The sequence below is a fragment of the Pseudomonas sp. GW821-FHT09E12 genome (assembly GCF_059416085.1).
On the sequence record NZ_JBWKOM010000003.1, the window covers coordinates 68,236 to 92,828 of the forward strand.

Here is a 24,593-nt window from a genome sequence, read left to right on the forward strand (position 1 = left end):
TCGAGCGTATGGCGCTGGAAATTGGTACCGCGGACCATTCGGTGGGGGAACTGGCCGATCACGTAGCGTCCATCGATCAGGTGTTGGCGGTGATTCGTGGCATTTCCGAACAGACCAATCTGCTGGCCCTGAACGCCGCCATCGAGGCGGCGCGGGCCGGTGAGTTGGGCAGAGGGTTTGCCGTGGTGGCCGATGAAGTCCGGACCCTGGCGGGGCGCACCCAGAATTCGACCGATGAAATCCAGCAGATGATTCTGGGGCTCAAGCAAGGGGCGGAAACGGCCGTGAACTCGATGCGTGCCGGCCAGGCGGCGACGCAGACCGGGGTGCAGGCCAGCCAGCGAACCAACCAGTCGCTGGAGGCGATCGCTGCCCAGATCGAGCAGATCAGCGACATGAACAGCCAGGTGGCCACGGCGACCGAGGAGCAGTCTTCGGTGACTGAGGAAATCAACCGCAACGTTCAGGGGATCGCCGACTTGGCGCACTCCACCTCCAGTGAAACCTTGCGTTGCCAGCAGGACTGCCAGACCTTGCGTCGGGTGAGCGATGAGTTGACGCAACAGATGGGCAGCTTCCGCCTGTAGTGGTCGATGGCGGATCGAAAACGCCCCGGTTGAATGGTCATGGCCGTTCAATCGGGGCGTTTTTGCTTCCAGGAAAAACGAGTGGTTTCGGCGGGCTTTGCCCGAGTAGTTCTTCTACCGCGGTCAGGGTATGAACCCGGGCAGCTGTGCGATGTGCTCGGCGAGGTACTCCATGAGCAAGCGCACCCGCAGGGGCCGGTAGCGGCGCTCGGGGTAGATCAGGAACGCCTCGTTCGGCGGGCCGCTCCAGTCGGGCAGGACCCGCACCAACTGTCCGCTGTCCAGCAGGTCGCTGACCAGCCAGGCCGGAGTGATGCAAAGACCGGCGCCTTGCAGCACGCCGTCGCGAATGGCCAGCGAGCTGTTGGTTCTATAGCGCCCTTGGGTGATGACACTGACCTTCTCGCCGTGGGGGCTGCTCAGCTCCAAGCGGTCGCCTGCGGCCAGCCAGGCGAAGCGTAGGAAGTTGTGGCCGCTGAGGTCGGCCGGGCTGTTCAAGGGCGCATGCTGGCGCAGGTACTCGGGTGCCGCCACCAGGTAGCGCGGCGACGTGGCGATGCGCCGGGCGATGGCGTTGGGCGGCAGGTCACCGCCCAGGCGCAGGGCCAGGTCGATGTTTTCCTCGGTGAGGTCGACGAAGCGATCATTGAAGATCAGTTCCACCTCGATGTCCGGGTATTGCGCCATGAACGCCAGCAGCAAGGCATTGAGGTGCAACACCCCCAGGCTCACTGGCACGTTAACCCGCAGCACGCCTTCGGGGCGCTCGGTCAGGCCGCGCACCTCGGCCACCGCTTCGCTGTATTCCTCCAGCACGGCTTTCGCCCGCTCGTAGAAACGCTTGCCCTGTTCGGTGGGCGTCAGCCCGCTGGTGCCGCGGATGAGCAGGCGGGTGCCCAACTGCTGTTCCAGGGCAGCCACCAGCTTGCTGACGGTAGGTTGAGTGCTGCCCAGCTCCCGGGCGGCCGATGACAGGCTGCCCAGCTCGACGGCGCGGACGAAGCAATGCATCGCTTTGAGACTGTCCATGGGTATTCGATATCGGAATGGGCTGTATGAAGTTATGCCTTCTATCACGGTTATTTCGAATGGAGCAATCTGGCTCGCCTCAGCCTTACGGCCTCAAGGAGCTACCCGGATGAAAGCCCTGCACTCAAGCTTTTCCCTGCCGCTGATAGTCACGGCCCTGCTTACCGCAGGTCCTGCCCTGGCCCAGGGCAACTGGCTCACCACCTGGATGGCCAGCCCGCAACCGACCTGGGGCAACGAGCTGCCGCTGCCCACGCGGATTCCCGCAACCCTGGCCGACAGCACCGTCCAGCAGAAGCTGCGCGTCAGCGTCGGTGGCAGCCGGGTGCGGGTGGTGGTTTCCAACGAATACGGCCAGCAACCTCTGCTGATCGGCGCGGCGCGGGTCGCGGCCATGGAGGAGGGGGAGTCCGTTCGTGCAGGTTCCGGGCACATCCTGATGTTTGGCGGCAAGGAACAGGTCAGCATCCCACCAGGTGAAACCCGCACCAGCGACCCGGTCGCGCTGGCGGTGCCGGCCCTCGGTGAGCTGCGGGTCTCGCTGTACCTGCCGCAGCCCACGCCGCTGACCACCTTCCACTGGGACGGCAAGCAAACCGCGTTTATCGCCCCGGGCAACCACGTCGATACTCAGCAGTTAGCGGGTGAGCGGCAAGCGGAAGCGCGGCTGTTCCTCAGCGACATCCTGGTGGACGCCGCGCCCGACAGCCGCGCCCTGGTGGTGCTCGGCGACTCCATTACCGACGGCAACGGCTCGACCCTGGACAGCAACCGCCGCTGGCCGGACTTCCTCGCCCAGCGCCTGGCCGCCAAAAACATCGCCGTGCTCAACGGCGGCATATCCGGCGCGCGCCTGCTTGAAGATGGCATGGGCGCCAGTGCACGGGCACGTTTCGAACGCGACGTGCTGAGCAAACCCGGGGTGAAAAGCGTGGTGCTGATGCTGGGGATCAACGACATCAGCTGGCCCGGCACCGCGTTCGCGCCCAATGCACCCTTGCCTGCACTGGACGAGCTGATCGCCGGCTATCGGCAACTGATCGACCAGGCGCATCGCCACAACCTGCGCATCATCGGCACCACGCTGCTGCCCTTCGAAGGCGCCCTGGAAGGCAGCATCATCGAGCACTACCACAGCCCGCAAAAGGAACAACTGCGCCAGGCGCTCAACCAATGGATTCGCAGCAGCCAGGCATTCGATGCGGTGATTGATTTTGATCGGATGACTCGTGATCCGCGGCATCCAGCACGGTTGTTGCCGCGTGTGGATTCGGGCGATCACTTGCATCCGGGGGATGACGGGAATAGGGCGATGGCGGAGGGGGTGGAGTTGGAGGTGCTTTTTTGAGTGTTTGGCGGGGGCGTTGAATTCGAATGCGGCCAGCATTCCAGGCCCGTTCAGGCCGTGTCTGTTTTCCACATGCGCAGGTTTGTCATTAAGGAACAGCGCGGCAGGTCATGCTGCCGCGCCGTGCGTTCGCGGGGCGTTCTATTTCAGCGATGGCGTGTGGCGACTGCCATCGAGCAAGGCGTCTACCACGGCCCGCGCCATCTCCACCGAGTGCACCATAGACCAGATCAAACCGCGCTCGATGCCGCTGCCCCGCTCAGTGATTTCATCGGAAACCTCCTCGGCGCTTTTCAGCAGCAGGGAGACATGGAGCAGTGCTTCTTCGGCGTTGATGCCTTCCCGAACCGAGAACAAGGAGTCGCGACTCACCGGGATACTGACGGTTTTTTTGAGCGACTGAATCAGAGACACATCAGCAGGCTGAACTGACAGCTTCTGCCGGATGTGCTGATTGGCCAGATCGTGTTCGAGGTTTCTGACGCTGCGAGTGGAAGTGTACGGAGGATCGGGGACGAGCTTTTTCATGGTGTAACTCCTAGTACAGAGATAGGAGCCATCACCGTCGCTGCTAAACGATAGGGTGGCGGCCGTTCGCAGGTTAGCAGACCGGTGACTAGGACCCCGGCGCACCCGAAGGTGCCCTGCGCACGGCCGCCATAAAGCGGAGCCAAAAAAAAGCGCCACGTAATGGGGGCGCCATGCGCCTAGTTCCACGTCGAGCTGCTAAACCCGGTCACTGAATTTGCAGTGACAGATCGAGGCTAGCCAGCGGGTACACCAGGCGCAAGCGGCTAGGAGTTTCTAGGAAAGTTCGCACAATAGAAAGAGACTTAACGCTGCTTCAGGGGAAGGAAGGCTCGGCACTATGAGCGCGGGGAGGGTGCGGTTGGCGATGGTGGCGGAACGTTAAGGCCAGAAACAACAAAGCCCGCACAAGGCGGGCTTTGTTGGTGCTTCGTTTGGTGGAGCCGGGGGGATTTGAATTTCAAGTTTATCTGATTGATTTTCTGGCCTATTGATTATTCTTGTTAGCTACGTGGAATACCGTTTGGAATGCCGTTTGCTCTGAACACAAGGTAAAGTTTCGGGAATCGTCATATCTGATTATCCAAATCATCTAGGGTGGGCCCGAATTGAGCAGAGTGCCTAGTCTGTTTCCTGTCAACGAGTCGGAAGCTCGGCATGCCTAAGAATAGAGCCTGCCGTATCCACCAATTTTTTAGCCAGGATGATTTCGCGACCGTCCGCCTGACTTGCTATCCGTTTGGCTGAGCAGATTACAGGTGGTGATTGAGATCGCTAGGTGCCAGAGCCGATAGCTTGTCCGCAAATGAGTCGAATGATCATTGCGCCTTGTTGAGCAAACGCACCTTCAACCGCTCTATCGTCCAACGCCACTTGGGTGTGGTTGGGCGGCAGACGGTGTTTTGGTTGCCGAACAGACCGACTTCCTTGATGGCCTGTTCAACCGGCACGGTCTGCAGCCATTCCACAGGCACGAAGTACTCGCACAGCGCTGGGTTGTTGCTGTATTCGGCGTGGTAGGTACCACGTTTGGCGGCTTGCAGCACCGGCGTGTCGACGCCGTTGTAGGGCACGGTGAAGTCTGCCGCTGCTGTGGCCCGCCCGGTTACACGGCCGACACCAACGTACCCTTGCTGCGGAATGTTGACCCACACCCGGTCGCCGGGGGCGAGCATCTTCAGGCTGTTGCTGTACCAAGTGCCGCCACCGCCACAGATAAAACCAAAGGCTTGCGCATCCAGCCAGGAACGCGTGGAACTATGGCCGAACGAGCAATAGAACTCACCATTCCACGGCTCGCTCGGGCCATCGCTGCGAGTGTTGCTGGCATTGGCCTGGGTTTCCACCGGGTCGAGCAGCCAGGAGCGGCTGATCAGTTGTTGCGCGCCCTGCTGGAACACCTGGAAGCACAGTACGTTGATGGCGATATCCCGCTCGCTGAGGTACGCCACGATACGCTCGGTGCTGGCATCCAGCCCGGACGCGACGATGATGATCTGGTGACTTTGGTTGAGCGCCTCTTCATCCAGCGGCAGGCCGAAGTAGGCCTGAAAGTCCGCCGCCAAATCGGCGTTCTGGCGATAGCGTTTGTAGATGGCGGCAATATCCTCGGCGGCCAGTTTTTCCACCCACGAGGCATAATCCAGCGCCTGTGCCACCACATCACGCGGGGTGCGGTCGCGCTTGAGTTCGATCAGTACTAGGGAGGCATCCGGGGCGATGGCCAACAGATCGATCCGCCCTCCCAGTCCGGTGCTTTCCTGACGGCCGATCAGCATCCACTCCTCCGACAGCAATCGTGGCGCGCTGACGATCATGTCTTCCAGCAATTGCTCGCTGGGCAGGATGCACTCATGCAACTGGCTGGGTTGGCCACCGACCGTCCAGATTTGCGTTTTGATGGGCATGGGTTGTCCTTAACGTGATGCAGCCTGCGAGCCGCTATGCCACTGCCTGCTCAACCAAGGTGCTAGCCAGTTGTTCGTTGAGTTGGCGAGCCTGGGTTAGGCGGGCTTTCAGCTGATTGCAGAGGGCCATAAGTTGATCGATTTTTGCGACGATGCGGTGTTGTTCAGCTATTGGCGGGACCGATACCAGCATATTTTTCATGATGGTGCCATTTACGTTTGCCTGCCCGCACTGCTGTTTTAAGTGCGGATTTATCTGGGTTTCACGGAAGGCCGGAGTGTTCATCGATATATTGAGATAGGCTGGGGAAAATAGACTTTTCAGGCATCGAATACGAATTAGGTAAGACGCAAAGGTGAATTCATCCGCGCTACCCAAGAAAAGGCCGGTCTTACCAACCAGCTCAGCGCTATTGGTTCTGTTGTAGAGCAGATCTTCGTGCTCAAGATATAGCTCTGGCAGTCCTTCTGTTGCCCTGCTTACCTTCATCTGCCCTCCGAGCACAACTTGGCCACTCTGAATGTCCCCCATTTTTAAGACAGGCACGCCGTCTTGTAGGTCAGAGGTTTTCTCAGATAGGCCATATTCTGTGTTGAGTGCTAACTCCCCAATTCGCGACCAAGCCCAATACTGGGGTACCCCAAATGGCAGCTCTGCATCGGCAATTTCTGCCAGCGGCTTCTGTTTCTTGAGCTTGCCTTCCGCCACCAATCGCGCCTTTTCCTCGACAATGCGCTTAAGCAGCTCACTCGCAGACTCATCACTTGGATCTTGCGGTACCAGTTTACCCATCACAGCCAGTTGCAGCAGGGTTTGTTTAAGGGCGTCGATGCTGGGTTCGGTGGTGAACAGGGTGTGGAAGTGTTCGGACAGGCGTTGCCAGTTGGCGGCGAAGTCGGTCGCGTCGCTTGCTTGGGTCAGGCTGTTGAGTAGCGCTTGCACCAGTTGGGAGTGGGCGCTTTCGGCGTCAGCGTGCTGGGTTTCGAGGCGGTCGCACAGGGCCATCAGCTCATCGACTTTAGCAACAATGCGATATTGTTCAGCTAAAGGAGGTAGCGGTATAGGTAACTCAACAAATTTTGCAATTGAAACTCCACCGATAATTCCGGTCATTACATGTTCAAATGCACGTCGAAAAGTCGGTGTTAGATAGTAGTAAAGAATCAGTCGGGAGGGGATTGATCCATAGGGCTCGGTAGCAAATAGCTTGTTTCCGAAGCAAATGTCCTTCTCAGTGATCCCGCACTTTTTGCCGGCGCTCCCTCCTTCGGCACAAATTAAGATCGCGCCAGTATGCGCTATTTTAAATTTTGATTCTCTATCAGGGATGCGGATTCCATTTTCATAGTCTAACGGATCTAGTCCATATCCAACGTCTTTGGTGGCTATGTAGGGAAGGCCATCCACCCCAGTGAATTTAGCCTCTTTCTCTGTGGAATTGATACTGTTCCCGTTGAAGATGGTGCCAACATTTCCGAGGCGCTCCCAAGCCCATCCGCCAGGGAGATCATACGGAATCTCATCAATGCCTACTGCGGCAAGCTTTTTGGGGTTCTTGATTAAGCCTTTTTCTGCCAGCATCTTTTTCTCAGCAACTATTCTCGCAATCAGCTTGCCGGCGGGCTCATCTTCAGCGTTTTGTGGAAGTAGCTTCCCTCGCATTGCTAATTCCAGGATCAGTTCACGAAGCTTCTTGATGCCATTGGGTACACCGGCCAGTAGTGGCAGGTTGTCGGTTAGTAATACTGTCATACCTGGCGCTCCAGGGCTTCGGCCAGCACTGCCTTGAGCTGATCGCGCAGGTCGCCGATTTCGCCTTGCAACGTGGAATAACTGCGCAGTAGTTTGTCAGGGTCGTGGCTGATCTGCTCGCCGATATGCGGGTTCTTGCAGTCCAGGTTCCAGTTGCGCGCCTGCAGCTCCTGGACGCTGACCTTCCAGGCGAACTCGTTCTCTACCCGTGCGGCAAAGCCATCGGCTTCGCTGCCCCACCAGGTCTCCTCGACGGAGAACTCTTCGATGCGCATGGGGCGGGTCTTGGAGTAGTTCTTCACGCCGGCCGGGTACTGGTGCTCGTAGAACCACACCTGTTTGGTCGGCGTGCCTTTGGTGAAGAACAGCAGGTTGGTCTTGATGCCGGTGTAAGGGTTGAACACACCGTTGGGCAGGCGAACGATGGTGTGCAGGTTACACTCGGTGAGCAGCTTTTCCTTGATGCGGCTTTTGATGCCTTCGCCAAACAGGAAGCCATCTGGCAGTACTACTGCGGCGCGGCCACCATCTTTTAGCAGCTGCATAATCAATACCAAGAATAGATCGGCGGTTTCGCGGGTGCGGAAGGCGGCGGGGAAGTTGGTTTCGATGCCGTCTTCTTCCATGCCGCCGAACGGCGGGTTGGCGACGATGCAGTGCACGCGCTCGCTCGGGCCCCAGCTGATTAGCGGTTTGCTCAGGGTGTTGTCGTGGCGGATCTGGTTGGGCACCTCGATGCCGTGCAGGATCATATTGGTGGTGGCTAACAGGTGCGGCAGCGGCTTTTTCTCTACGCCGAAGATACTGGCCTGCAGGGTGCGTTCGTCTTCAGCGGTTTTTACGTAACGGCTGCGCTTGTGCTCGATGGTGCAGGTGAGAAAGCCGCCGGTGCCGCAGGCCGGGTCCATAACCTTTTCGTCCAACTTCGGATCGACCATACGCACCATAAATTCGGTGACCGGACGAGGGGTGTAAAACTCGCCGGCGTTACCGGCGTTCTGCAGGTCGCGCAGCAGTTGCTCGTAGAGGTTGCCGAACTCGTGACGCTCCTGGGCTTTGTTGAAGTCCACGCCTTCTTGAATCTTGTTAATCACCTGGCGCAGCAGCTGGCCGGACTTCATGTAGTTGTAAGCGTCTTCAAACACGCTGCGTACCACGAAGGCGGAGGGCGTGTTGCTGTACTCGTGCAGGTTCTGCAGTTGGGGAAACAGGTTGTTGTCGATAAAGTCTTTCAGCGCATCGCCGGTCATGCCCTCCGGGTCGGCGGCCCAGGTGCGCCAGCGGCAGCTCTCGGGAATGGGCGATCGGTAGTTATCGTCCATCAGCTCCCATTCCAGCTCGCGGTCATCAAAGATCTTCAGGAACAACAGCCAAACTAGCTGGCCAATGCGCTGGGCGTCGCCGTCTACGCCAACGTCTTTGCGCATGATGTCCTGGATGGACTTGATGGTGGAGCTAATGGACATGAAGGTCTCTCAACACGTATCGCAGGGGGGCGAAATTCTACCGGATAGTGGAGGAGACTGCTTTGTCATGTCGTCGGTGTATAGCCCTTAGCTTGCGTAAAGCTCGCCCTCCAGTTCGTGGATCGCCTTGGTGTACCCCGCCTTGCCGCCAAAGGCTTTGACCAGCTCGATAGGGGCACCGATCTGGCTGAAGGGGTCAAGCTGAAGGATTTTGATGTCCTCGATATGCTCGATACCGGTATCGGCGTATTTATCCAGTAGCGCCTCCAACACCTGGCGGGCTGCGCCAGAATACTTGGCGAAATAGTTGCGTTTTTTTACCTGCTCAGCCCGTTCGCGGCGTGATAAAGCTGGCTGATCGAAAGCTACGTGGCAGATCAGGTCAAATGGATCGAGTGGCTTGCCCTGTTTCTTTTCTACTTCTTCGGCCAAGGCTTCCCACATCACGCCCTGGACGGCCATCTCCTCGATGATGACTTTCTTTTGCTCGGCACCACTCCAGCGTCGGAGGAAGTCATCCAGTGAGGCAAACTGCTTTTGTACGCAGGTTCGGGTGTAGTCGTGCAGCGACTCGGTGATCAGTCGGCCATCAGGGCCGTAGTACTGCACACGCTCGGCGACCACATAAAATGGAACGTTGTCGATGACGTACCTGATGCGTTTTTTGCCTTCGTCCTCGCCGGTTAGATCTGAGTCATCGCCCTCCTTATCGTTGTCTGCGCTGATGCCTTCTTCATCGGCTATTGGATCATCCGGCGGTACGGGCGAGTCATCGCCTTCTGGGGCGTAGATCACCACTGGGTCTCCGTCGAAGGCCGGGTCGGCAAACAGCTCTGTGGCCTTTTTGAAGTCCATGATGGTGAACCAGTACTTGCCGAACTCCTCGTTGATGCGGGTGCCACGCCCGATGATCTGCTTGAACTCGGTCATAGACTTGATGTGCTGGTCGAGCACGATCAGCTTGCAGGTCTGCGCATCTACGCCGGTGGTCATCAGTTTGCTAGTGGTGGCGATGACCGGGTAGCGCTCTTCCGGGTTGATGAAGTTATCCAGTTCGGCCTTGCCTTCCTGGTCATCGCTGGTGATACGCATAACGTACTTGCGATTCTCGGCCACGCGTTCAGGGTTGAGGTTGACCAAAGCTTGGCGCATGCGCTCGGCGTGGTTGATGTCGTCGCAGAAGACGATAGTTTTCTGAAACGGATCGGTGGCCTTGAGGAGCTCGGTTACTTTTTGCGCCACCAACTGGGTGCGCGCTTCGATAACCAGGGTTCGGTCCATGTCTTTGAGGTTGTAGATGCGGTCTTCGATCAGCTCGCCGTTCTTATCGAGCATGCCTTTGGGTGGCCGCCAGCCTTGCAGGTCTTTATCGAAGTCGATGCGCACCACTTTGTAGGGGGCCAGAAAGCCGTCTTCGATGCCTTGCTTCAAGGTGTAGCTGTAAATCGGCTCACCGAAGTAGGTGATGCTGGATACCTCTTTGGTCTCCTTCGGTGTGGCGGTAAGGCCGACGTGGGTGGCGCTGGAGAAGTAATCGAGGATTTCACGCCAGGCTGAATCCTCGGAGGCGCTGCCACGGTGACATTCGTCGATCACGATCAGGTCGAAGAAGTCGCGGGAGAACTGTTTGTAGACATTCATCTCTTCATCAGTGCCGGTGACAGCCTGATAGAGCGACAGGTAGATCTCGTAGGAGGTATCGATCTGGCGTTTGGCGATTTTGGTCATCGCCTGGCCGAAGGGCTTGAAGTCGTTGTTCTTGGTCTGGTCGACCAGGATGTTGCGGTCGGCTAGAAACAGGATGCGTTTCTTCTGTTTCGATTTCCACAGCCGCCAGATGATTTGGAAGGCTGTGTATGTCTTACCGGTGCCCGTAGCCATCACCAGCAGGATACGGTCTTGGCCGCGCGCCACAGCCTCAACGGTGCGGTTGATGGCATTCATCTGGTAGTAGCGTGGCATGCGCCCGGAGCCGTCATCGTAGTAGGGCGCTTCGATCTTGTGTTGGGCTGTCGTATCCAGCCCCTTCCACTGGCAGTAGCGGTGCCAAAGTTCGGCAGGGCTGGGGAATTGATCAAGGGTGAGTTCGGTTTCTACCTGGCTGCCTGTGCCACTGCGGTCGTGAAACAAGAAGCCATCGCCATTGCTGGAGAACACGAACGGTACGTCCAGGGCCTCTGCATAACCCAGGGCTTGTTGCATGCCGGAGCCAACGGAGTGCTTGTTGTCCTTTGCCTCGATCACAGCGATAGGCAGGTTGGCCTGGTGGTAGAGGATGAAGTCTGCGCGGCGTGCTTCGCCACGGCTGTGAAGTTTGCCCCGGACGATAATGCGGCCTTTGGTAAAGCTGACTTCTTCACGCACCTGCTTGTGCATGTCCCATCCAGCTTGTTGAATGGCAGGGGCGATGTATTTGCTGCAGATGTCCCGTTCGGAAAGCGACTTTTTGTCCATAACCCCCAATTCCCTTTCAAACCGGCCTGGTCGCTCCATTCCGGCACTGCTGATCGTGCTCGATGGGCGTAAATGTACCTTGTTTGATAGTGGCACGGGGGAAGATCAGACTTTGGTGGCTGAAGCTGTAGGCAAGGTGAGTAGAGGCCATTCCAGCGCTAGTATTTCCCGTCGTCCAGATTCTTTTATCTGGGATCGTTCTGTGCTACGAGCTGAAGATGGCTAGGGTGAATAGGGCCACAAGCGAATCGTTGGTACTGAATTAACTTTCGTCGGCGTACGTCACCAATTTGGCGGAGCATGTTTGGTCGCTCCCGATCCGAGTAGGCCGCTGGAAACATTGCCGGATCGTAGGGGATGGCGTCCAGCACGTCGATTCCATATTCGACATAAACACGCTTGCCGAGCGGTGTCAGGGCCAAGGCCTTAATCCGGCGGATATGCTCTGATATGACTCGATATCCATCATTTACCAGCAAGTCGCGCAGGTAATGGTTCGACGCGCGCAGTGCAATCTTCACTCGCACGGACTCCCGGTGCGGTCGACCCTGCCAGTAAGCAAACAGATTGAACAAGCGAGACTTTAGGCACGTGATGGGATCGATGACGGCGACTTGCACGCCTTCAATATCCAAGACGGATAAATACTTGAAAATCTCTTTTTTGGGCGCACCTCCGACACTATCCATTTCCAGGATATCGACGATGACCTCTTTACCGTCAATCCAGTCAATGTACGCTGCGGCAATATTTATCGCGTTGTCTTCCATCTTCGCTTTGCGAAAAGGGACTCCCATCATGCGGGCGCAATAATCAATAGAGTTGGGCTTGCCGATAAAGTCCAAGTCATCGCTAGTGACGAATCCGACATCCTCGCCTGTCATTTCGTCGATGAGGTATTGCCGGGCCCAAAGCGTAAGCGATTGCCCGCCAACGATCACAAGGCCGTAATCGGTGACAGCTGATTGAATTGAGGGACGGTAGACGCGCTGAATTAGATCGAGCAGGAAAGCGAAGAGCTCTGAACGTTCAAGTAGGGAGAACGGAGCGTCTTCGTTTACCGCTTCGGGCATCAGTTGCTTAGCGCAGAGAATCGTTGTGGGCGAGCGATTGAAGCAGAGTTGCCACGAAGGGCGGCTTTGGCACGGGCAGCAGCCATTTCAAGCATCTGAGGGTCAGCTGCATAGACAGCATCAACCTGGCGGTCACGTGAGCTGCTTTTAAGGCTCATCATTTCCGCAAAGCTAGGGTCTTTTGAATGCTGGTGGCCGCTGATCATGGCGAAAGTACCCATGGGGGTGGGAATATAGACTTGGACTTGAGGTTAGCACATTCAGTCTGCGCATTTACAGGTGAAGGGCTGTGAGTGCAAGGCTTTAACCGACGAAATGCATAGCCCTGCGACTATTTGCGCGAGAAAAACGGGACAAAAACAGTTGTTTTTCGCTCACTAGGTACCAACAGGGCTGGCTACGCCAGCCCTGTTGGTACCTAGTGAGCCTTAACGCATGATAGAAATGATCTTCAAAAAATCTAATCACCTGTCAAGTGAAATGTCAATGGTAGGGTGAGCGCTGCAACGTCAGGTGAGCCAATCGGTCCCGGTATCAAGACAAAAGCCAACTTCAACCGTTTTCTTCGCGCCAGAGAACGATCCGGGTAGGGGGCTGAGTGCTATGTTGATTCGATTTTTGGTTACCGAATGCCTGTAGTTGAAATTTCCATTGCATTGATTTCACTGGACTCAAGGCACAAAAAAAGACGTCCGTGGACGTCTTTTTTTGATCATTTGGTGGAGCCGGGGGGATTTGAACCCCCGTCCGCCAGTACTCCGCTGTCGGTACTACATGCGTAGCCGTGTCTATTGAGTTAACCCTCAGCGACCCGACGGGCAGGGTGCTTTGGGCGAGTTGTGTAAGTTTTAGCCGCTTCGTCCACAACGTACTGCACGGCGATTCTGTTCTGTATGACAATCATTTCGGGTTTACAGACATCCCCTGATGATTGCTGGACCCGAAGGTACCAGAAGGAAGGCTAGCGCCGCTTACGCAGCGAGAGCGTATTCCCCGTAGGTTTCGTCATTGGCAACTATAGGAAGTTGCAACAGTGGATTTACGAGTTCTGTTACCAACTCGGCATGCACCTAAAGTTTCGCAACCGGCGTCGAATCCTAAACGGCCCCGAACCTGCTGTGCATTACCAGCAGGTTTGTAGAGTCTACGCCAAAATGGCCCGCAAGGCCATCCCGAAGGCGGGGCCCGTTAGCTGCCGCCTTCACCCTTGGCGCTGTTCTGGATGCTCTGGATCGCGCGGGTGGTCAGGGCGATGCATTCCTTGGTGCCTTCCTCGGTGTTTTTCGCCTGGGCCGCCTGGGCTTGTTGCACGGTGGCGTCGATGTTGGCCTGCAGGTCCGCGGCCTGGATGGTGGTCCGTGCATCACGGATGGTTTGCAGGTTCACCTGGCACAGGTCTTCCTGGTTCCCGGCGAAGCTGGGGGAAGCCAGGACCGAAGCGGTGACGAACAGGCCTAACAGTACAGAGCGTTTCATGGGCGTCTCCTTGAACTGAAGGGCCAGGCGCTGCTGGCCATCAGTACGAACTGCCGAGATTTCAGGAAGCTCCCGTTTTCGGGAGCTTGATCGGTGGACTGCGGTGGTTCGCCAGGGTTCTATTTTTCTGCCCAGGGTCACGACCACTGAGCCTGCGGGTGCAAGAAACCTGTAGGGGCTCGCCATGGTCGTTAACGGTATCGCGCACTCACTGGCTAACCGCAGTGCTCTCCAGTTCATCGCGAGCAAGCTTCGCTCCTACAGTGGGCGCATACCGATCAGGCTTGCCTGGCCTGGGTCACCCGGTCCACAAGGTACACCAGCCCGTGATAATCGATCCCGCCATGCTGGCTCAGGCCGATTTCACAGGTGCGGCTGGTGGAGATGCCTTCGCTGCAGTGCTGTACCGCGTCCTTGAGGCTACGCAGGGAATGAGCGTTGAGCTCTGGTGTGGTGAACCCTTTATCGCCGGCGAAGCCGCAGCAATGGATGCCTTCCGGGATCACCACATTGGTGCTGCAACGCCGCGCCAGGTCGATCAGCGCCTGGCTTTCGCCCAGGTGCTGGGTGCTGCAGGTGACATGCACGGCGACCGGCGCTTCCTGGGGAGTGAACTCGAGCTTGTCCATCAGGTGGGTGCGGATGAAGCGCACCGGGTCGTACAGGTCCAGGCGCACATCGCCCAGGTCCTGCACCAGACGCAGGGTGCAGGGGCTGGTGTCGCAGTAGATCGGGTCGAGGCCGCCGCGGCTGGCGTGGAGCAGGGCGCCGATCAGTTCCTGGCGCTTGTGCTCGGCCTGTTCCGCATAGCCCTTGGAGGCGAACGGCTGGCCGCAGCACAGGTTTTCGACGTTGTCCGGGATCACCACCTGATAACCGGCTTTTTCCAGCAGGCCGCGGGTCTTGTCGTAGAGCGAGCTTTGCTCTTTGTCCCCGGCCGCCGGGCCCATGACCCGCGACACACAGGCCGCCAGGTAGACCACCCGTGGCCGCTGATCGCTGACCGCCGGGCTGAACCGAATGGCCCGTTCTGGCTGCGGCATGGCGCTGGTCCATTGCGGCACCTGGCCCTTGGACAGCCTGGTCAGCGCCGCCGAAACCCTGGCCAGGCGTGGCGCCCCCAGCAGCATCCGCGCGCCGTTGGCCACATGCAGGCTGAACCGCGCGCCCTGCAGGGTGGTGGCGAAGTGCGAGCCGAGCCAATCAGCCGCCTTGGTGTGCGTGGCGTGCTGGCTGCGCAGCTTTTTCACCAGCTCGCCGGTGTTGATGCCCACCGGGCAACGCTGGGCGCACAGGCCGGTGGCGGCGCAGGTGTCGATGCCTTGGTATTGATAGGCCGCTTCCAGCTCCGTGGTGTCGATACCGGCGCGCTTGCGGGCCTGGATATCACGCCAGATCACAATGCGCTGGCGCGGGCTCAGGGTCAGCCCCTTGGACGGGCACACCGGTTCGCAGAAACCACACTCGATGCACTTATCCACAATCTCGTCGGCCGCCGGCAGCGGCTTGAGGTGCTTGAGGTGGATCTGCGGGTCTTCGCTGAGCACCACGTCCGGATTGAGGATGCCGTTGGGGTCGAGCAGACGCTTGAGTTGCCACATCAACTGGTAGGCATCGCTGCCCCATTCCAGCTCGACGAAGGGCGCCATATTGCGCCCGGTGCCGTGCTCGGCCTTGAGCGAGCCGCCGAACTCCACCGCCACCAGTTGCGCCACGTCCTCCATGAAGGCCTGGTAACGCGCGACTTCCTCGGCGCTGTTGAAGCCCTGGGTGAAGACGAAATGCAGGTTGCCCTCCAGCGCATGGCCGAACAGGATCGCTTCGTCGTAGCGGTGTTTGTCGAACAGCGTGATCAGGCGATTGACGCCGATGGCCAGCTGTTCCACCGGGAAGGTCACGTCTTCGATGATCACCGTGGTGCCGGTCTTGCGCACCGCGCCGACGGCGGGAAAGGTGTCCTTGCGGATCGCCCAGAGCTTGGCGTTTTCCTTCGGGTCTTCGGTGAAATCGACCTGTTTTTCCACCGGGAAGGAGGCGAGGGACGCCATGATCTGCGCCAGTTGTTCCTGCAGCAGCGCGGAAGACGCGGCGCGGGACTCGATCAGCAGCGCGCAGGCATTGGCGGACAGTTGCTGGACGAAAGCCGGCATCCCGGGTTTGTCCTGCACCGAACGCAGGCTGCGGCGGTCCAGCAGTTCCACGGCGGACACCGGTTGGTTTTTCAGCACGGTTACCGCGTTGCAGCAGGTTTCCACATCCGGGAAGACGATCAGCGCCGAGGCTTTGTGCGGGTGGTCGATCACCGTGTCGTAGGTCACCGCGCTGATAAAACCCAGGGTGCCTTCGGAGCCCACCAGCAGGTGGCTGAGGATGTCCAGCGGCTCATCGAAATCCACCAGGGCATTGAGGGACAGGCCGGTGGTGTTTTTCAGCCGGTACTTGTGGCGGATTTTCGCCGCCAGTTCACTGTTGGCGCGGGTCTCGCGGCCGAGGCTGGCCAGGCGTTCGAGCAGCTCGCCATGGCTGCTGCGAAACGCCGCGACGCTGGCGGCGTCTTCGGTGTCCAGGCGAGTGCCGTCGGCCAGTACCAGGCGCAGGCCGGCCAGGGTGTGGTAGGTGTTTTGCGCGGTGCCGCAGCACATGCCACTGGCATTGTTGGCGACGATGCCGCCGATCTTGCAGGCGCTGATCGAGGCTGGGTCGGGGCCGATCTTGCGTCCGAACGGCGCCAGCCAGGCGTTGGCCTGGGCGCCGATCACCCCCGGTTGCAGGCGGATCTGCTGGCCCTGGTTGCGGATCTCGCGAGCATTCCAGTTATCGCCAAGCACCAGCAGCACCGAATCGCTGATGGCCTGCCCCGACAGGCTGGTGCCGGCGGCGCGAAAGGTCACCGGCACGCGGTCGCGCTGGGCCAGCTTGAGCAGGGCCACCACTTCGTCTTCGGACTCGACGCGGATCACCAGTTGCGGAATCAGCCGATAAAAACTCGCATCGGTGCCGAAGGCCAGGGTGGAGAGCGGGTCATCGAAACGCCGCTCCTGGGGGATCAGTTGTTGGGCATCACGCAGAAAAGCCGCCGGTAGACTCATTGGTCCTCCAGAATCAGCACCACCAGGTCTTTCGGGCCGTGGGCGCCGTAGGCCAGGACCTGCTCGATATCGGCGGTCTTCGACGGGCCGGACACCAGCAGCGCGTTGGTCGGCATGCCCTGGGCCCAGGCGTATTCCTGCTGGACCTGATAGAAGTTGTCGCGGATCTCGCTGGCCTTGAGCAGGGCGAAATGCACCGGTGGCACCAGGCTCATCAGCCGCGGTTCTTCGCGGGTCGGCCAGAGGATCAGGCTGCCGGTGGCGGCGATGGCACCGAGGGTAGTGGTGAGGCTGGCCGGGGTGTCGTTGAACAGCTCGGCTTTCCATTCCTCGACGGGCCGATCGTAGGCCTTCAACGTCGGCAGCCCGGGATGCTCGGCCCAGTATTGGCTGACGCGCCGGCCGTGGGGCGTGGTCGGTGCGATCAGCAGGCTCGGCAACTGGCGTTCGCCCAGCAGGCGGGCGAGCAGCGCCGGCCAGTCCTGGGCGGTGGTCTGATGAATCTCGGTGTGCACCGCTTCCATCTGCTTGCGCAGCTGCGGGATGCGTTGTTCCGGTGCGTAGGTATAAGGCTCGGTGACCAGGGCCTCATCGAAGTTATCCACAATCGGTGTGGTGCCGGTCAGGCTGCTGCGCAGCTTGCCGAGGATGTTCTGTTTGGCGCTCATCGACGTTCTCCCTGTTTGGCCAGATGCTCGCGGGCCAGGTCGTGCAAGGACCGGGCGGCGGGTTTCGGTGCGCTGTGGTTTTGCGTCCAGGGGCCGACGTTGCTCGGGGTCAGCGCGCGCAGGCGGGTGGCCGCGAGGCTGAACAGGCGATACAAGGTCGGCGAACTGTTGAGCCTGGCCCAGGCGTTCCAGATAAAACGTTCCTTGCGCGAGTACTTGCTGCCCTGGCCGCGCATCACCTGATGGGGGCTGTCCGGAGCCTTGACGTTCTCTTCGCGCAGGCGGCGCAGCAGGCTCGGGATCGGGATCTTCACCGGGCACACTTCGCCGCAGGCGCCACACAGCGAAGACGCGCTCGGATGGTCCGGCACCTTGGCCAGGCCGACCATGTGCGGAGTGATGATCTTGCCGATGGGGCCGGGGTAGACCTCGCCGTAGGCGTGGCCGCCGATGCGGGTGTAGACCGGGCAATGGTTCATGCAGGCGCCGCAGCGGATGCAGTTCAGGGTCTGGCGCAATTCGCTGTCGGCGAAGGCCTGGCTGCGACCGTTGTCGAGCAGCACCAGGTGCACTTGCTGCGGGCCGTCCAGCTCATGCTCCTTGCGCGGGCCGGAGATCATGTTGACGTAGGTGGTGATCGGCTGGCCCAGCGCTGAGCGGGTCAGCAGCGACAGCAGCGGCACCACATCGCGCAGGTTCTCGACGACTTTCTCGATGCCGGTGACGGCGATGTGCACGGGCGGCACCGTGGTCGACATGCGTCCGTTGCCTTCGTTTTCCACCAGCAGCAGGGTGCCGGTCTCGGCCACGGCGAAGTTGACGCCGGAGACGCCGATGTCCGCTTCGAAGAATTTCTGCCGCAGGACCCTGCGACCGATCTGAATGAGTTGGTCAACGTCCTTGGTGTACTCCACGCCGAGTTTGTCGTGGAACAAGGACGCGACCTGACCGGCGTTCTTGTGGATCGCCGGCATGATTATGTGTGAAGGCTTCTCGTGGTCGAGCTGGACGATGAACTCGCCCATGTCCGACTCAAGGCATTCAATGCCTTGTTCAGCGAGGACATGGTTCATCTCCATCTCTTCGCTGACCATCGATTTGCCCTTGATCACTTGCCGCGCCTCGTGAGCCCGGATGATCGAGAGGACGATGCCATTGGCCTCGTCCACCGTTTCCGCCCAGTGCACTGTCACACCGTTGCGGGTCAGGTTCTGTTCAAGCTGCTCGAGCAGGTCGGGCAGCTTGGATAACGCACGGGCCTTGATCGCATTGCCCAGGGCCCGCAGGTGTTCGCGCTCGTGGGCATCGCTGAACGACGCCGCACGTTTGGCCATGAGGGAATCCATGGCGCTGCGAAAGTTGTTTCGCAGTTGTCGGTCACCCAGGGCCTGGTGGGCCCGGGTGCGAAAATCGTCCGACACGTTGGTCGTCGGAATCAGCTCCGGGGCGCTCATGCGGCACCTCCGGTACGCTGCCAGAGGAAGCTGGCCAGGTGTTGGCCGCGCAGCGCTTCCCGTTGTTTCTCCAACGAACCGTTGATGTTCATCAAGCAGCCGCAGTCGGCGCTCAGCACCTGGTGGGCGCCGGATTCCTTCAGCGCGCGGGTCTTGTCCGCGACCATCGCGCCGGAGATCTCCGGCATTCGGACGCTGAAAGTCCCGCCAAAGCCACAGCATTCGCTTTCGTGGTCGTGTTCTACCCGCTCCACGTTGCCCAGTTGTGCCAGCAGCTCACGACCGTGCAGGTGGGTGTTCATCTCGCGCCGTGCCGAGCAGGAGGTGTGCAGCGCCACCTTGATCGGCTCGCCACTGTCCTTGAGCTGCACCTTGCATACGTGCAACAGGAACTCCGCCAGCTCATAGGTACGTTCGGCCAGGGCCTGCACCTGCTTCAAGGTCTGCGGCTCATCCTTGAACAAGTCCGCGTAGTGCTCGCGCAGCATGCCCGCGCAGGAACCCGACGGCACCACCACCGGATAGTCGCCGGCGAACAGCGCCAGTTGCGAGCGGGCCACGGTGCGCGCTTGCTCGGTGTAACCCGAGGTGTAGGCCGGTTGTCCGCAGCAGCTTTGCCCTTGCGGGTACTCCACGCGAATGCCTTCGCGTTCGAGCAAGTGAATCGCATCCATCCCGGCTTCGGGATAGAACAGGTCGACCACACAGGTGCCGAACAGGTAGACCCGCGACGGTTTCTCGCTGGGGTACTGGCGCGGTTCGGCCAAGGGCGGTGCGACACGGGTCGCGTTAGGCACGGCGTTGTAAAAAAGCTCGCTCATCAGGCGTGTCTCCGGGTGGTCCCGGTTATCCGTCTGCGGCGGCTGCTGAATATAGAGAGACAAGCTTTCAGCAGCCTTGCAGACCGGGTTGTGAGTTGCAGGCGCCGGGTGGGTGCTCCGGCGCCGGTTCTTTCGGTGTCGCGATCAGTGCACCAGCATGCCGGTGAACCAGTAGGCCTGGGCCAGGGTGATCAGGCCGACGATGGTGGCAAAGAATAGGCTGTGCTTGAGGGTGAAGCGGAACAGGTCCGATTCCTTGCCTACCAGGCCGGTGGCGGCGCAGGCCACGGCGATCGATTGTGGCGAGATCATCTTGCCGGTCACGCCGCCGCTGGTGTTGGCCGCTACCAGCAGGGTGTCGTTGACGCCGATCTGGTGCGCGGTGGTGGCTTGCAGCGAGCTGAACAGGGCGTTGGACGAAGTGTCCGAACCGGTCAGGAACACCCCCAGCCAGCCGAGGAACGGCGAGAAGAACGGGAACGCCGCGCCGGTGCCGGCCAGCACCAGGGCCATGGTCGAGGACATGCCGGAGTAGTTGGTGACAAAGGCGAAGGCCAGCACCATGCCGATGGACAGGATCGGCCAGCGCAGTTCGTAGAAGGTCTCTTTCAAAGTGGTCAGACCAGTTTTGAGATTGATCTTCAGCACCAGCATCGAGATCAGCGCGGAGAAGAAAATCGCTGTGCCGGTGGCGGAAATCGGGTCGAGCTTGAACACCGCCGGAATCGCCGTTGGGGTGGCAACGATCGGCGCGCTCTTGATCACCAACTGATCCAGGTGCGGAATCGCGAAGTTGAATACCCAGCTGTACATCGAGCCGCCGGCGGCGAACATCGCCTTGAACGGCTTGAGCGTCCAGATAGTGACCAGCACGGTGAGAATCAGGAATGGCGACCAGGCCTTGAAGATTTCACCGAAGCTGTAGGGCGAAGGCTGAGTGGTGCGCGGCTGGCCGAAACCGCCGTTGCGCACGGCAGCGGCGCCGACGCTGGCAGTGGCCGCGGCGAACGAACGCTTGGGTTGCCAGACCTTGAGGAACAGCGTCAGGGAAATCAGGCTGGCCAGGGCCGAGGTGATGTCCGGCAGCTCCGGGCCGATGAAGTTCGAGGTGAAGTACTGGGTCACGGCAAAGCTCAGGCCGGCCACCAGCGCCGCGGGCCAGGTCTCTTTGACGCCACGCAGGCCGTCCATCATGAACACCAGCCAGAACGGCACGAACAGCGACAGCAGCGGCAGCTGGCGGCCGGTCATGGCGCCGATCTTGAACGCGTCGATGCCGGTTACCTGGCCCGCCACGATGATCGGGATGCCCAGGGCGCCAAAGGCCACCGGGGCGGTGTTGGCGATCAGGCACAGGCCGGCGGCGTACAGCGGATTGAATCCCAGGCCTACCAGCAGCGCGGCGGTAATGGCGACCGGCGCGCCGAACCCGGCGGCACCTTCGAGAAAGGCCCCGAAGCAGAAACCGATCAACAGCACCTGCAGGCGCTGGTCGTCGGTGATCGACAGCACGGAGCTGCGGATGACCTCGAACTGGCCGCTCTTGACCGTCAGTTTGTAGAGGAACACGGCGGCGACGATGATCCAGGCGATGGGCCACAGACCGTAGGCAAATCCATAGCCAGCGGCGGCAAGCGCCATGTCGGCGGGCATCTGGAAGGCGAAGATCGCCACCAGAATCGATAGCGCCAGGGTGATGCTGCCGGCAACGTGTCCTTTGAGGCGGAACACGGCCAGAGCCAGGAAGAAGAAGACGATCGGGATGACGGCGGCGAGGGCGGACAGGCCGAGGCTGCCGAGCGGGCTGTAAAGCTGTTGCCAGGTTTGCATATGGGGTGGCCCCTAATTGTTGTTGGTCAGGCACTGGTCAGCGTATTTGGTTAATTGGTAAGACCAATTTACAATCGCTGTTGGCTAGGGTAAAAGCCTTGTGAGCGGTGTGTCAATTTGCCGCCCTAAAACTTTTGTCGAAGGTGCGGTGCAGATGGCATCTGATCCGCTCGCCGACATGCGTTCTGATAGGTGCTGGCGGGGCCCCGATAGGCCAGAATAGAGAGCCCGGCGCGCGGTCGGGATCGTGGAGAGTGAGTTATGGGGTTTGATCAGATTCGTCAGCGCCGTTTGTCTGACGATATTGTCGAGCGGCTCGAGGGGATGATCCTCGAGGGCACGCTGAAGTCCGGTGAGCGCCTGCCGGCGGAGCGTGCGTTGGCGGAACAGTTCGGTGTCTCGCGACCGTCGTTGCGCGAGGCGATCCAGAAACTCACGGCCAAGGGCTTGCTGGTCAGTCGCCAGGGTGGCGGCAACTATGTGGTGGAGTCGCTGGGCTCGACCTTCAGCGATCCGCTGCTGCAGTTGTTGGAAAGCAACCCTGAAGCCCAGCGTGACTTGCTGGAGTTTCGCCACACCCTGGAAGCCTCATGTGCCTATTACGCAGCATTGCGTGCCACCGAGGTGGATCGTGAACGGCTCACCGCGGCCTTCGAGGAGTTGCAGGATTGCTATTCCCGGGCCGGCGATGTGAGCCGGGCGGAAGAGGGTGCGGCAGACGCGCAATTTCACCTGGCGATTGCCGAGGCCAGTCACAACGCTGTCTTGCTGCACACCATTCGCGGGCTGTTCGATCTGCTCAAGCGCAACGTGGTGACCAACATTGGCGGCATGTACAAGCAGCGCACCGAAACCCGCGACATGCTGATCAGCCAGCACCGCGATCTGTACCAGGCGATTATCGAAGGGCGTGCCGAGCAGGCGCGCGAAGTCTCCAGCCGGCACATTCTGTATGTGCAGGAAGTGCTGGAAGAGGTGCGTCAGGAAGTGCAGCGCGTGGCCCGGGCGGAGCGGCGCAAGGGGATCTAAGTCTTATCGCGAGCAAGCTCGCTCCTACAAAGGGCAGGCTTGCTCGCGATCATGGCATCAAGGCAGAAGGGCGTTACTCTTCCTTGCCCTTGTTGCGCACCGCGCGATGCAGCTCACGATCGGAGTCGCGCTCGCGTTCGGTATGACGCTTGTCGTATTCCTTCTTGCCCTTGCCGAGTGCGATCTCGCACTTGACCATGTGCTTGCTCCAGTAGAGCGACAGGCACACGCAGGCATAACCCTTCTGCTGCACGGCAGCGAACAGCTTCTCCAGCTCGCGCTTGTTGAGCAGCAGTTTGCGCGAGCGCACGGGGTCGGCGATCACATGGGTGCTGGCGGTGGTCAGGGGTGTGAAGTGGCTGCCCAGCAGCCAGGCTTCGCCGTCCTTGAGCAGCACGTAACTGTCGACCAGTTGTGCCTTGCCCGCACGCAGACTCTTTACTTCCCAGCCGGCCAGGACCATGCCAGCCTCGAACCGATGTTCGATGAAGTAATCGTGACGCGCCTTTTTATTTTGCGCGATGGTCCCTGTTGGGTGTTTCTTCTGTTTAGCCATAGGGGCGGCATTATAGGCAGTTGCACGCGTGTCGGCTACGGTGAAGCTGCGTGCTTGAGCAGGTTGAGTGAATCCCGGACAATGCGTCCTCTTTTTTCTCGGTTGGGCGCGTTTTTGATGTCGACGGACAAGGTTTCTGTCCACGGCGGCTGGGCCAGTCGCTGGGTTTTCATACTCGCTGCGACTGGTTCTGCCGTGGGCCTGGGAAGTATCTGGAAATTCCCCTATATGGTCGGCGTCTACGGTGGCGGCGCCTTTGTTCTGGTATTTCTCGCCTGCATCGCGCTGATCGGTGTACCGGTGATGCTGGCGGAAACCCTGATCGGCCGTCGCGCCCGGCAAAGCCCGGCCAATGCCTTGAAGGCGCTGGCCCTGGAGGCCGGGCATTCGGCCAAGTGGTCCTGGGGCGCGTTCGCCGGGATGATCACGGCCTTGTTGATTCTTTCCTTCTACAGCGTCGTGGGTGGTTGGTCGCTGGACTACATCATCGATATGGGCCGTGGTGATTTCCAGGGCGTGACGGCGGATCAGGTCGGCGCCTATTTCGGCACGGTGATTGCCGACCCCTGGCGGCTGACGCTGTGGCACACGCTGTTCATGCTGTTGTCGGCGGCGGTCATCGCCAAGGGCGTGGTGGCCGGGCTTGAGCGCAGCCTGCGGATCATGATGCCGCTGTTGTTCGTGATGCTGCTGATCCTGCTGGGTTACAGCCTGACCACCGGGCATTTCATGGAAGGCGTGCATTTCATGTTCGACTTCAGCACCGACAAACTGCTCGACGGCCTGTTGCCGGCCATGGGGCATGCGTTCTTTTCCCTGAGCGTCGGTGTCGGTTCCATCATGATCTACGGCGCTTACATGCCGAAGCATTCGTCCATTTCCGGCACTATTGTCGGCGTGGCGCTGCTGGACACCTTCGTTTCGCTGCTGGCGGGTCTGGCGCTGTTCCCGATCGTGTTTGCCGCGGGGTTGAACCCGAGTGAAGGTCCGGGGCTGATGTTTGTCAGTTTGCCTTTTGCCTTTGGTAATGTGGCGTTCGGCCAGCTGATGGGTGTGGTGTTTTTTGTCCTGGTGGCCATTGCCGCCTGGAGCTCGGCGATCTCGCTGCTGGAGCCGATGGTGGCTTACCTGGTGGAGCGGACTCGAATCCGTCGCGGCTGGGTGACATTCTGGCTGGCGTTTACCTGCTGGTTCGTCGGATTGGGAACGGTGTTCTCCTTCAATATCTGGCAGCAGGCCAAGTTTTTCGTGAACGAAGGCGGGGCTTTCCACCTCTACCAATGGGGGGCGGCGGGTGGTCTGGATTTCTTCGGGGTGATCGATTTCTTCACCTCGCGGATCATGTTGCCCTTGGGTGGCCTCTGCTTTGTGGTGTTCGCGGGTTGGGTAATGGGGCGCGAGGCGGTTCGTGATGAGCTGTCGATCCGCAGTCCGCTGCTTTTTGCCCTGACCCTGTTTTTGATGCGCTATGTGGCGCCCATCGGCATTCTTATAGTGTTTGCCGCCCAGTTGTGGAAATGACGCT

At 59.8% G+C, this 24,593-nt stretch carries 18 protein-coding genes and 1 other RNA gene; 4 read left to right on the plus strand and 15 right to left on the minus strand.

Features of this window, described 5'->3' with window-relative positions; all coding sequences use genetic code 11:
• Positions 1-8: 8 nt before the first annotated feature.
• The gene (locus tag AC07PQ_RS08840; protein WP_493185556.1) at positions 9-587 is read left to right on the plus strand and encodes a methyl-accepting chemotaxis protein; all 579 of its coding nucleotides are present in this window, start codon (positions 9-11) and stop codon (positions 585-587) included.
• Between the two features lie 123 nt (positions 588-710).
• Here AC07PQ_RS08840 and AC07PQ_RS08845 read toward each other — a convergent pair whose 3' ends face one another.
• Positions 711-1,616 carry a LysR family transcriptional regulator gene (locus AC07PQ_RS08845; protein WP_493185361.1) on the minus strand — a complete coding sequence of 302 codons (906 nt, stop codon included), beginning with the start codon at positions 1,614-1,616 and terminating at the stop codon, positions 711-713.
• A gap of 109 nt (positions 1,617-1,725) precedes the next feature.
• Here AC07PQ_RS08845 and AC07PQ_RS08850 point away from each other — a divergent pair, with 109 nt between their 5' ends.
• Positions 1,726-2,964, plus strand: coding sequence for an SGNH/GDSL hydrolase family protein (locus AC07PQ_RS08850; RefSeq protein WP_493185362.1), 1,239 nt, complete (start codon positions 1,726-1,728; stop codon positions 2,962-2,964).
• Between the two features lie 141 nt (positions 2,965-3,105).
• Here the strand turns inward: AC07PQ_RS08850 and AC07PQ_RS08855 are convergent, their stop codons facing one another.
• The 13 genes from AC07PQ_RS08855 to AC07PQ_RS08915 all read right to left on the minus strand — a co-directional run bounded on the left by AC07PQ_RS08855 (position 3,106) and on the right by AC07PQ_RS08915 (position 21,483).
• Positions 3,106-3,492, minus strand: a complete 387-nt coding sequence (locus AC07PQ_RS08855; RefSeq protein WP_493185363.1) for a DUF6124 family protein — start codon at positions 3,490-3,492, stop codon at positions 3,106-3,108.
• 818 nt (positions 3,493-4,310) lie between these two features.
• Complete coding sequence (locus tag AC07PQ_RS08860; protein ID WP_493185364.1) at positions 4,311-5,399, minus strand: endonuclease NucS domain-containing protein; 1,089 nt, start codon at positions 5,397-5,399, stop codon at positions 4,311-4,313.
• Between the two features lie 34 nt (positions 5,400-5,433).
• A complete protein-coding gene (locus tag AC07PQ_RS08865; RefSeq protein WP_493185365.1) occupies positions 5,434-7,152 on the minus strand; it encodes a restriction endonuclease subunit S in 1,719 nt (572 codons plus the stop codon).
• Positions 7,149-8,618 carry a type I restriction-modification system subunit M gene (locus AC07PQ_RS08870; RefSeq protein WP_493185366.1) on the minus strand — a complete coding sequence of 490 codons (1,470 nt, stop codon included), beginning with the start codon at positions 8,616-8,618 and terminating at the stop codon, positions 7,149-7,151. The genes AC07PQ_RS08865 and AC07PQ_RS08870 overlap by 4 nt, the downstream gene beginning before the upstream one ends.
• An 87-nt stretch (positions 8,619-8,705) precedes the next feature.
• A complete protein-coding gene (hsdR, locus tag AC07PQ_RS08875; RefSeq protein WP_493185367.1) occupies positions 8,706-11,072 on the minus strand; it encodes an EcoAI/FtnUII family type I restriction enzme subunit R in 2,367 nt (788 codons plus the stop codon).
• Between the two features lie 185 nt (positions 11,073-11,257).
• On the minus strand, positions 11,258-12,145 hold the full coding sequence (locus tag AC07PQ_RS08880) for a hypothetical protein (RefSeq protein ID WP_493185368.1): 888 nt from the start codon (positions 12,143-12,145) through the stop codon (positions 11,258-11,260).
• 717 nt (positions 12,146-12,862) lie between these two features.
• Positions 12,863-13,254, minus strand: a transfer-messenger RNA (tmRNA) gene (gene ssrA, locus AC07PQ_RS08885).
• Between the two features lie 79 nt (positions 13,255-13,333).
• Positions 13,334-13,621 (minus strand): PA2433 domain-containing protein, encoded by a 288-nt coding sequence (locus tag AC07PQ_RS08890; protein ID WP_274305504.1) that lies wholly within the window; start codon positions 13,619-13,621, stop codon positions 13,334-13,336.
• 278 nt (positions 13,622-13,899) lie between these two features.
• A complete protein-coding gene (locus AC07PQ_RS08895) occupies positions 13,900-16,710 on the minus strand; it encodes an FAD-binding and (Fe-S)-binding domain-containing protein (RefSeq protein WP_493185369.1) in 2,811 nt (936 codons plus the stop codon).
• A complete protein-coding gene (locus AC07PQ_RS08900) occupies positions 16,707-17,378 on the minus strand; it encodes a LutC/YkgG family protein (RefSeq protein ID WP_493185370.1) in 672 nt (223 codons plus the stop codon). Before AC07PQ_RS08900 ends, AC07PQ_RS08895 begins: the two co-directional genes overlap by 4 nt.
• Positions 17,375-18,832: a LutB/LldF family L-lactate oxidation iron-sulfur protein gene (locus tag AC07PQ_RS08905; RefSeq protein WP_081362724.1), complete on the minus strand. Its 1,458-nt coding sequence runs from the start codon at positions 18,830-18,832 to the stop codon at positions 17,375-17,377. The genes AC07PQ_RS08900 and AC07PQ_RS08905 overlap by 4 nt, the downstream gene beginning before the upstream one ends.
• On the minus strand, positions 18,829-19,653 hold the full coding sequence (locus tag AC07PQ_RS08910; RefSeq protein ID WP_457242192.1) for a (Fe-S)-binding protein: 825 nt from the start codon (positions 19,651-19,653) through the stop codon (positions 18,829-18,831). Before AC07PQ_RS08910 ends, AC07PQ_RS08905 begins: the two co-directional genes overlap by 4 nt.
• A gap of 144 nt (positions 19,654-19,797) precedes the next feature.
• Positions 19,798-21,483: a lactate permease LctP family transporter gene (locus tag AC07PQ_RS08915; protein ID WP_493185371.1), complete on the minus strand. Its 1,686-nt coding sequence runs from the start codon at positions 21,481-21,483 to the stop codon at positions 19,798-19,800.
• A 261-nt stretch (positions 21,484-21,744) separates the two neighbouring features.
• Here AC07PQ_RS08915 and AC07PQ_RS08920 point away from each other — a divergent pair, with 261 nt between their 5' ends.
• Positions 21,745-22,512 carry an FCD domain-containing protein gene (locus tag AC07PQ_RS08920; protein ID WP_007920835.1) on the plus strand — a complete coding sequence of 256 codons (768 nt, stop codon included), beginning with the start codon at positions 21,745-21,747 and terminating at the stop codon, positions 22,510-22,512.
• Between the two features lie 73 nt (positions 22,513-22,585).
• Here the strand turns inward: AC07PQ_RS08920 and smpB are convergent, their stop codons facing one another.
• Entirely contained in the window at positions 22,586-23,068 is a 483-nt protein-coding gene (gene smpB / locus AC07PQ_RS08925) for an SsrA-binding protein SmpB (RefSeq protein WP_009042112.1), read from the minus strand.
• A gap of 117 nt (positions 23,069-23,185) precedes the next feature.
• Between smpB and AC07PQ_RS08930 the strand changes: the two genes are divergently transcribed.
• Complete coding sequence (locus AC07PQ_RS08930) at positions 23,186-24,589, plus strand: sodium-dependent transporter (RefSeq protein WP_101336805.1); 1,404 nt, start codon at positions 23,186-23,188, stop codon at positions 24,587-24,589.
• Positions 24,590-24,593 lie beyond the last annotated feature (4 nt).

What these genes read in the sequence shown, in the direction of transcription:
- AC07PQ_RS08840 (WP_493185556.1), top strand. Translation starts at nt 9, where the DNA reads ATGGCGCTGGAAATTGGTACCGCGGACCATTCGGTGGGGGAACTGGCC.
- AC07PQ_RS08845 (WP_493185361.1), bottom strand. Translation starts at nt 1,616, where the DNA reads ATGGACAGTCTCAAAGCGATGCATTGCTTCGTCCGCGCCGTCGAGCTG.
- AC07PQ_RS08850 (WP_493185362.1), top strand. Translation starts at nt 1,726, where the DNA reads ATGAAAGCCCTGCACTCAAGCTTTTCCCTGCCGCTGATAGTCACGGCC.
- AC07PQ_RS08855 (WP_493185363.1), bottom strand. Translation starts at nt 3,492, where the DNA reads ATGAAAAAGCTCGTCCCCGATCCTCCGTACACTTCCACTCGCAGCGTC.
- AC07PQ_RS08860 (WP_493185364.1), bottom strand. Translation starts at nt 5,399, where the DNA reads ATGCCCATCAAAACGCAAATCTGGACGGTCGGTGGCCAACCCAGCCAG.
- AC07PQ_RS08865 (WP_493185365.1), bottom strand. Translation starts at nt 7,152, where the DNA reads ATGACAGTATTACTAACCGACAACCTGCCACTACTGGCCGGTGTACCC.
- AC07PQ_RS08870 (WP_493185366.1), bottom strand. Translation starts at nt 8,618, where the DNA reads ATGTCCATTAGCTCCACCATCAAGTCCATCCAGGACATCATGCGCAAA.
- hsdR (WP_493185367.1), bottom strand. Translation starts at nt 11,072, where the DNA reads ATGGACAAAAAGTCGCTTTCCGAACGGGACATCTGCAGCAAATACATC.
- AC07PQ_RS08880 (WP_493185368.1), bottom strand. Translation starts at nt 12,145, where the DNA reads ATGCCCGAAGCGGTAAACGAAGACGCTCCGTTCTCCCTACTTGAACGT.
- AC07PQ_RS08890 (WP_274305504.1), bottom strand. Translation starts at nt 13,621, where the DNA reads ATGAAACGCTCTGTACTGTTAGGCCTGTTCGTCACCGCTTCGGTCCTG.
- AC07PQ_RS08895 (WP_493185369.1), bottom strand. Translation starts at nt 16,710, where the DNA reads ATGAGTCTACCGGCGGCTTTTCTGCGTGATGCCCAACAACTGATCCCC.
- AC07PQ_RS08900 (WP_493185370.1), bottom strand. Translation starts at nt 17,378, where the DNA reads ATGAGCGCCAAACAGAACATCCTCGGCAAGCTGCGCAGCAGCCTGACC.
- AC07PQ_RS08905 (WP_081362724.1), bottom strand. Translation starts at nt 18,832, where the DNA reads ATGAGCGCCCCGGAGCTGATTCCGACGACCAACGTGTCGGACGATTTT.
- AC07PQ_RS08910 (WP_457242192.1), bottom strand. Translation starts at nt 19,653, where the DNA reads ATGAGCGAGCTTTTTTACAACGCCGTGCCTAACGCGACCCGTGTCGCA.
- AC07PQ_RS08915 (WP_493185371.1), bottom strand. Translation starts at nt 21,483, where the DNA reads ATGCAAACCTGGCAACAGCTTTACAGCCCGCTCGGCAGCCTCGGCCTG.
- AC07PQ_RS08920 (WP_007920835.1), top strand. Translation starts at nt 21,745, where the DNA reads ATGGGGTTTGATCAGATTCGTCAGCGCCGTTTGTCTGACGATATTGTC.
- smpB (WP_009042112.1), bottom strand. Translation starts at nt 23,068, where the DNA reads ATGGCTAAACAGAAGAAACACCCAACAGGGACCATCGCGCAAAATAAA.
- AC07PQ_RS08930 (WP_101336805.1), top strand. Translation starts at nt 23,186, where the DNA reads ATGTCGACGGACAAGGTTTCTGTCCACGGCGGCTGGGCCAGTCGCTGG.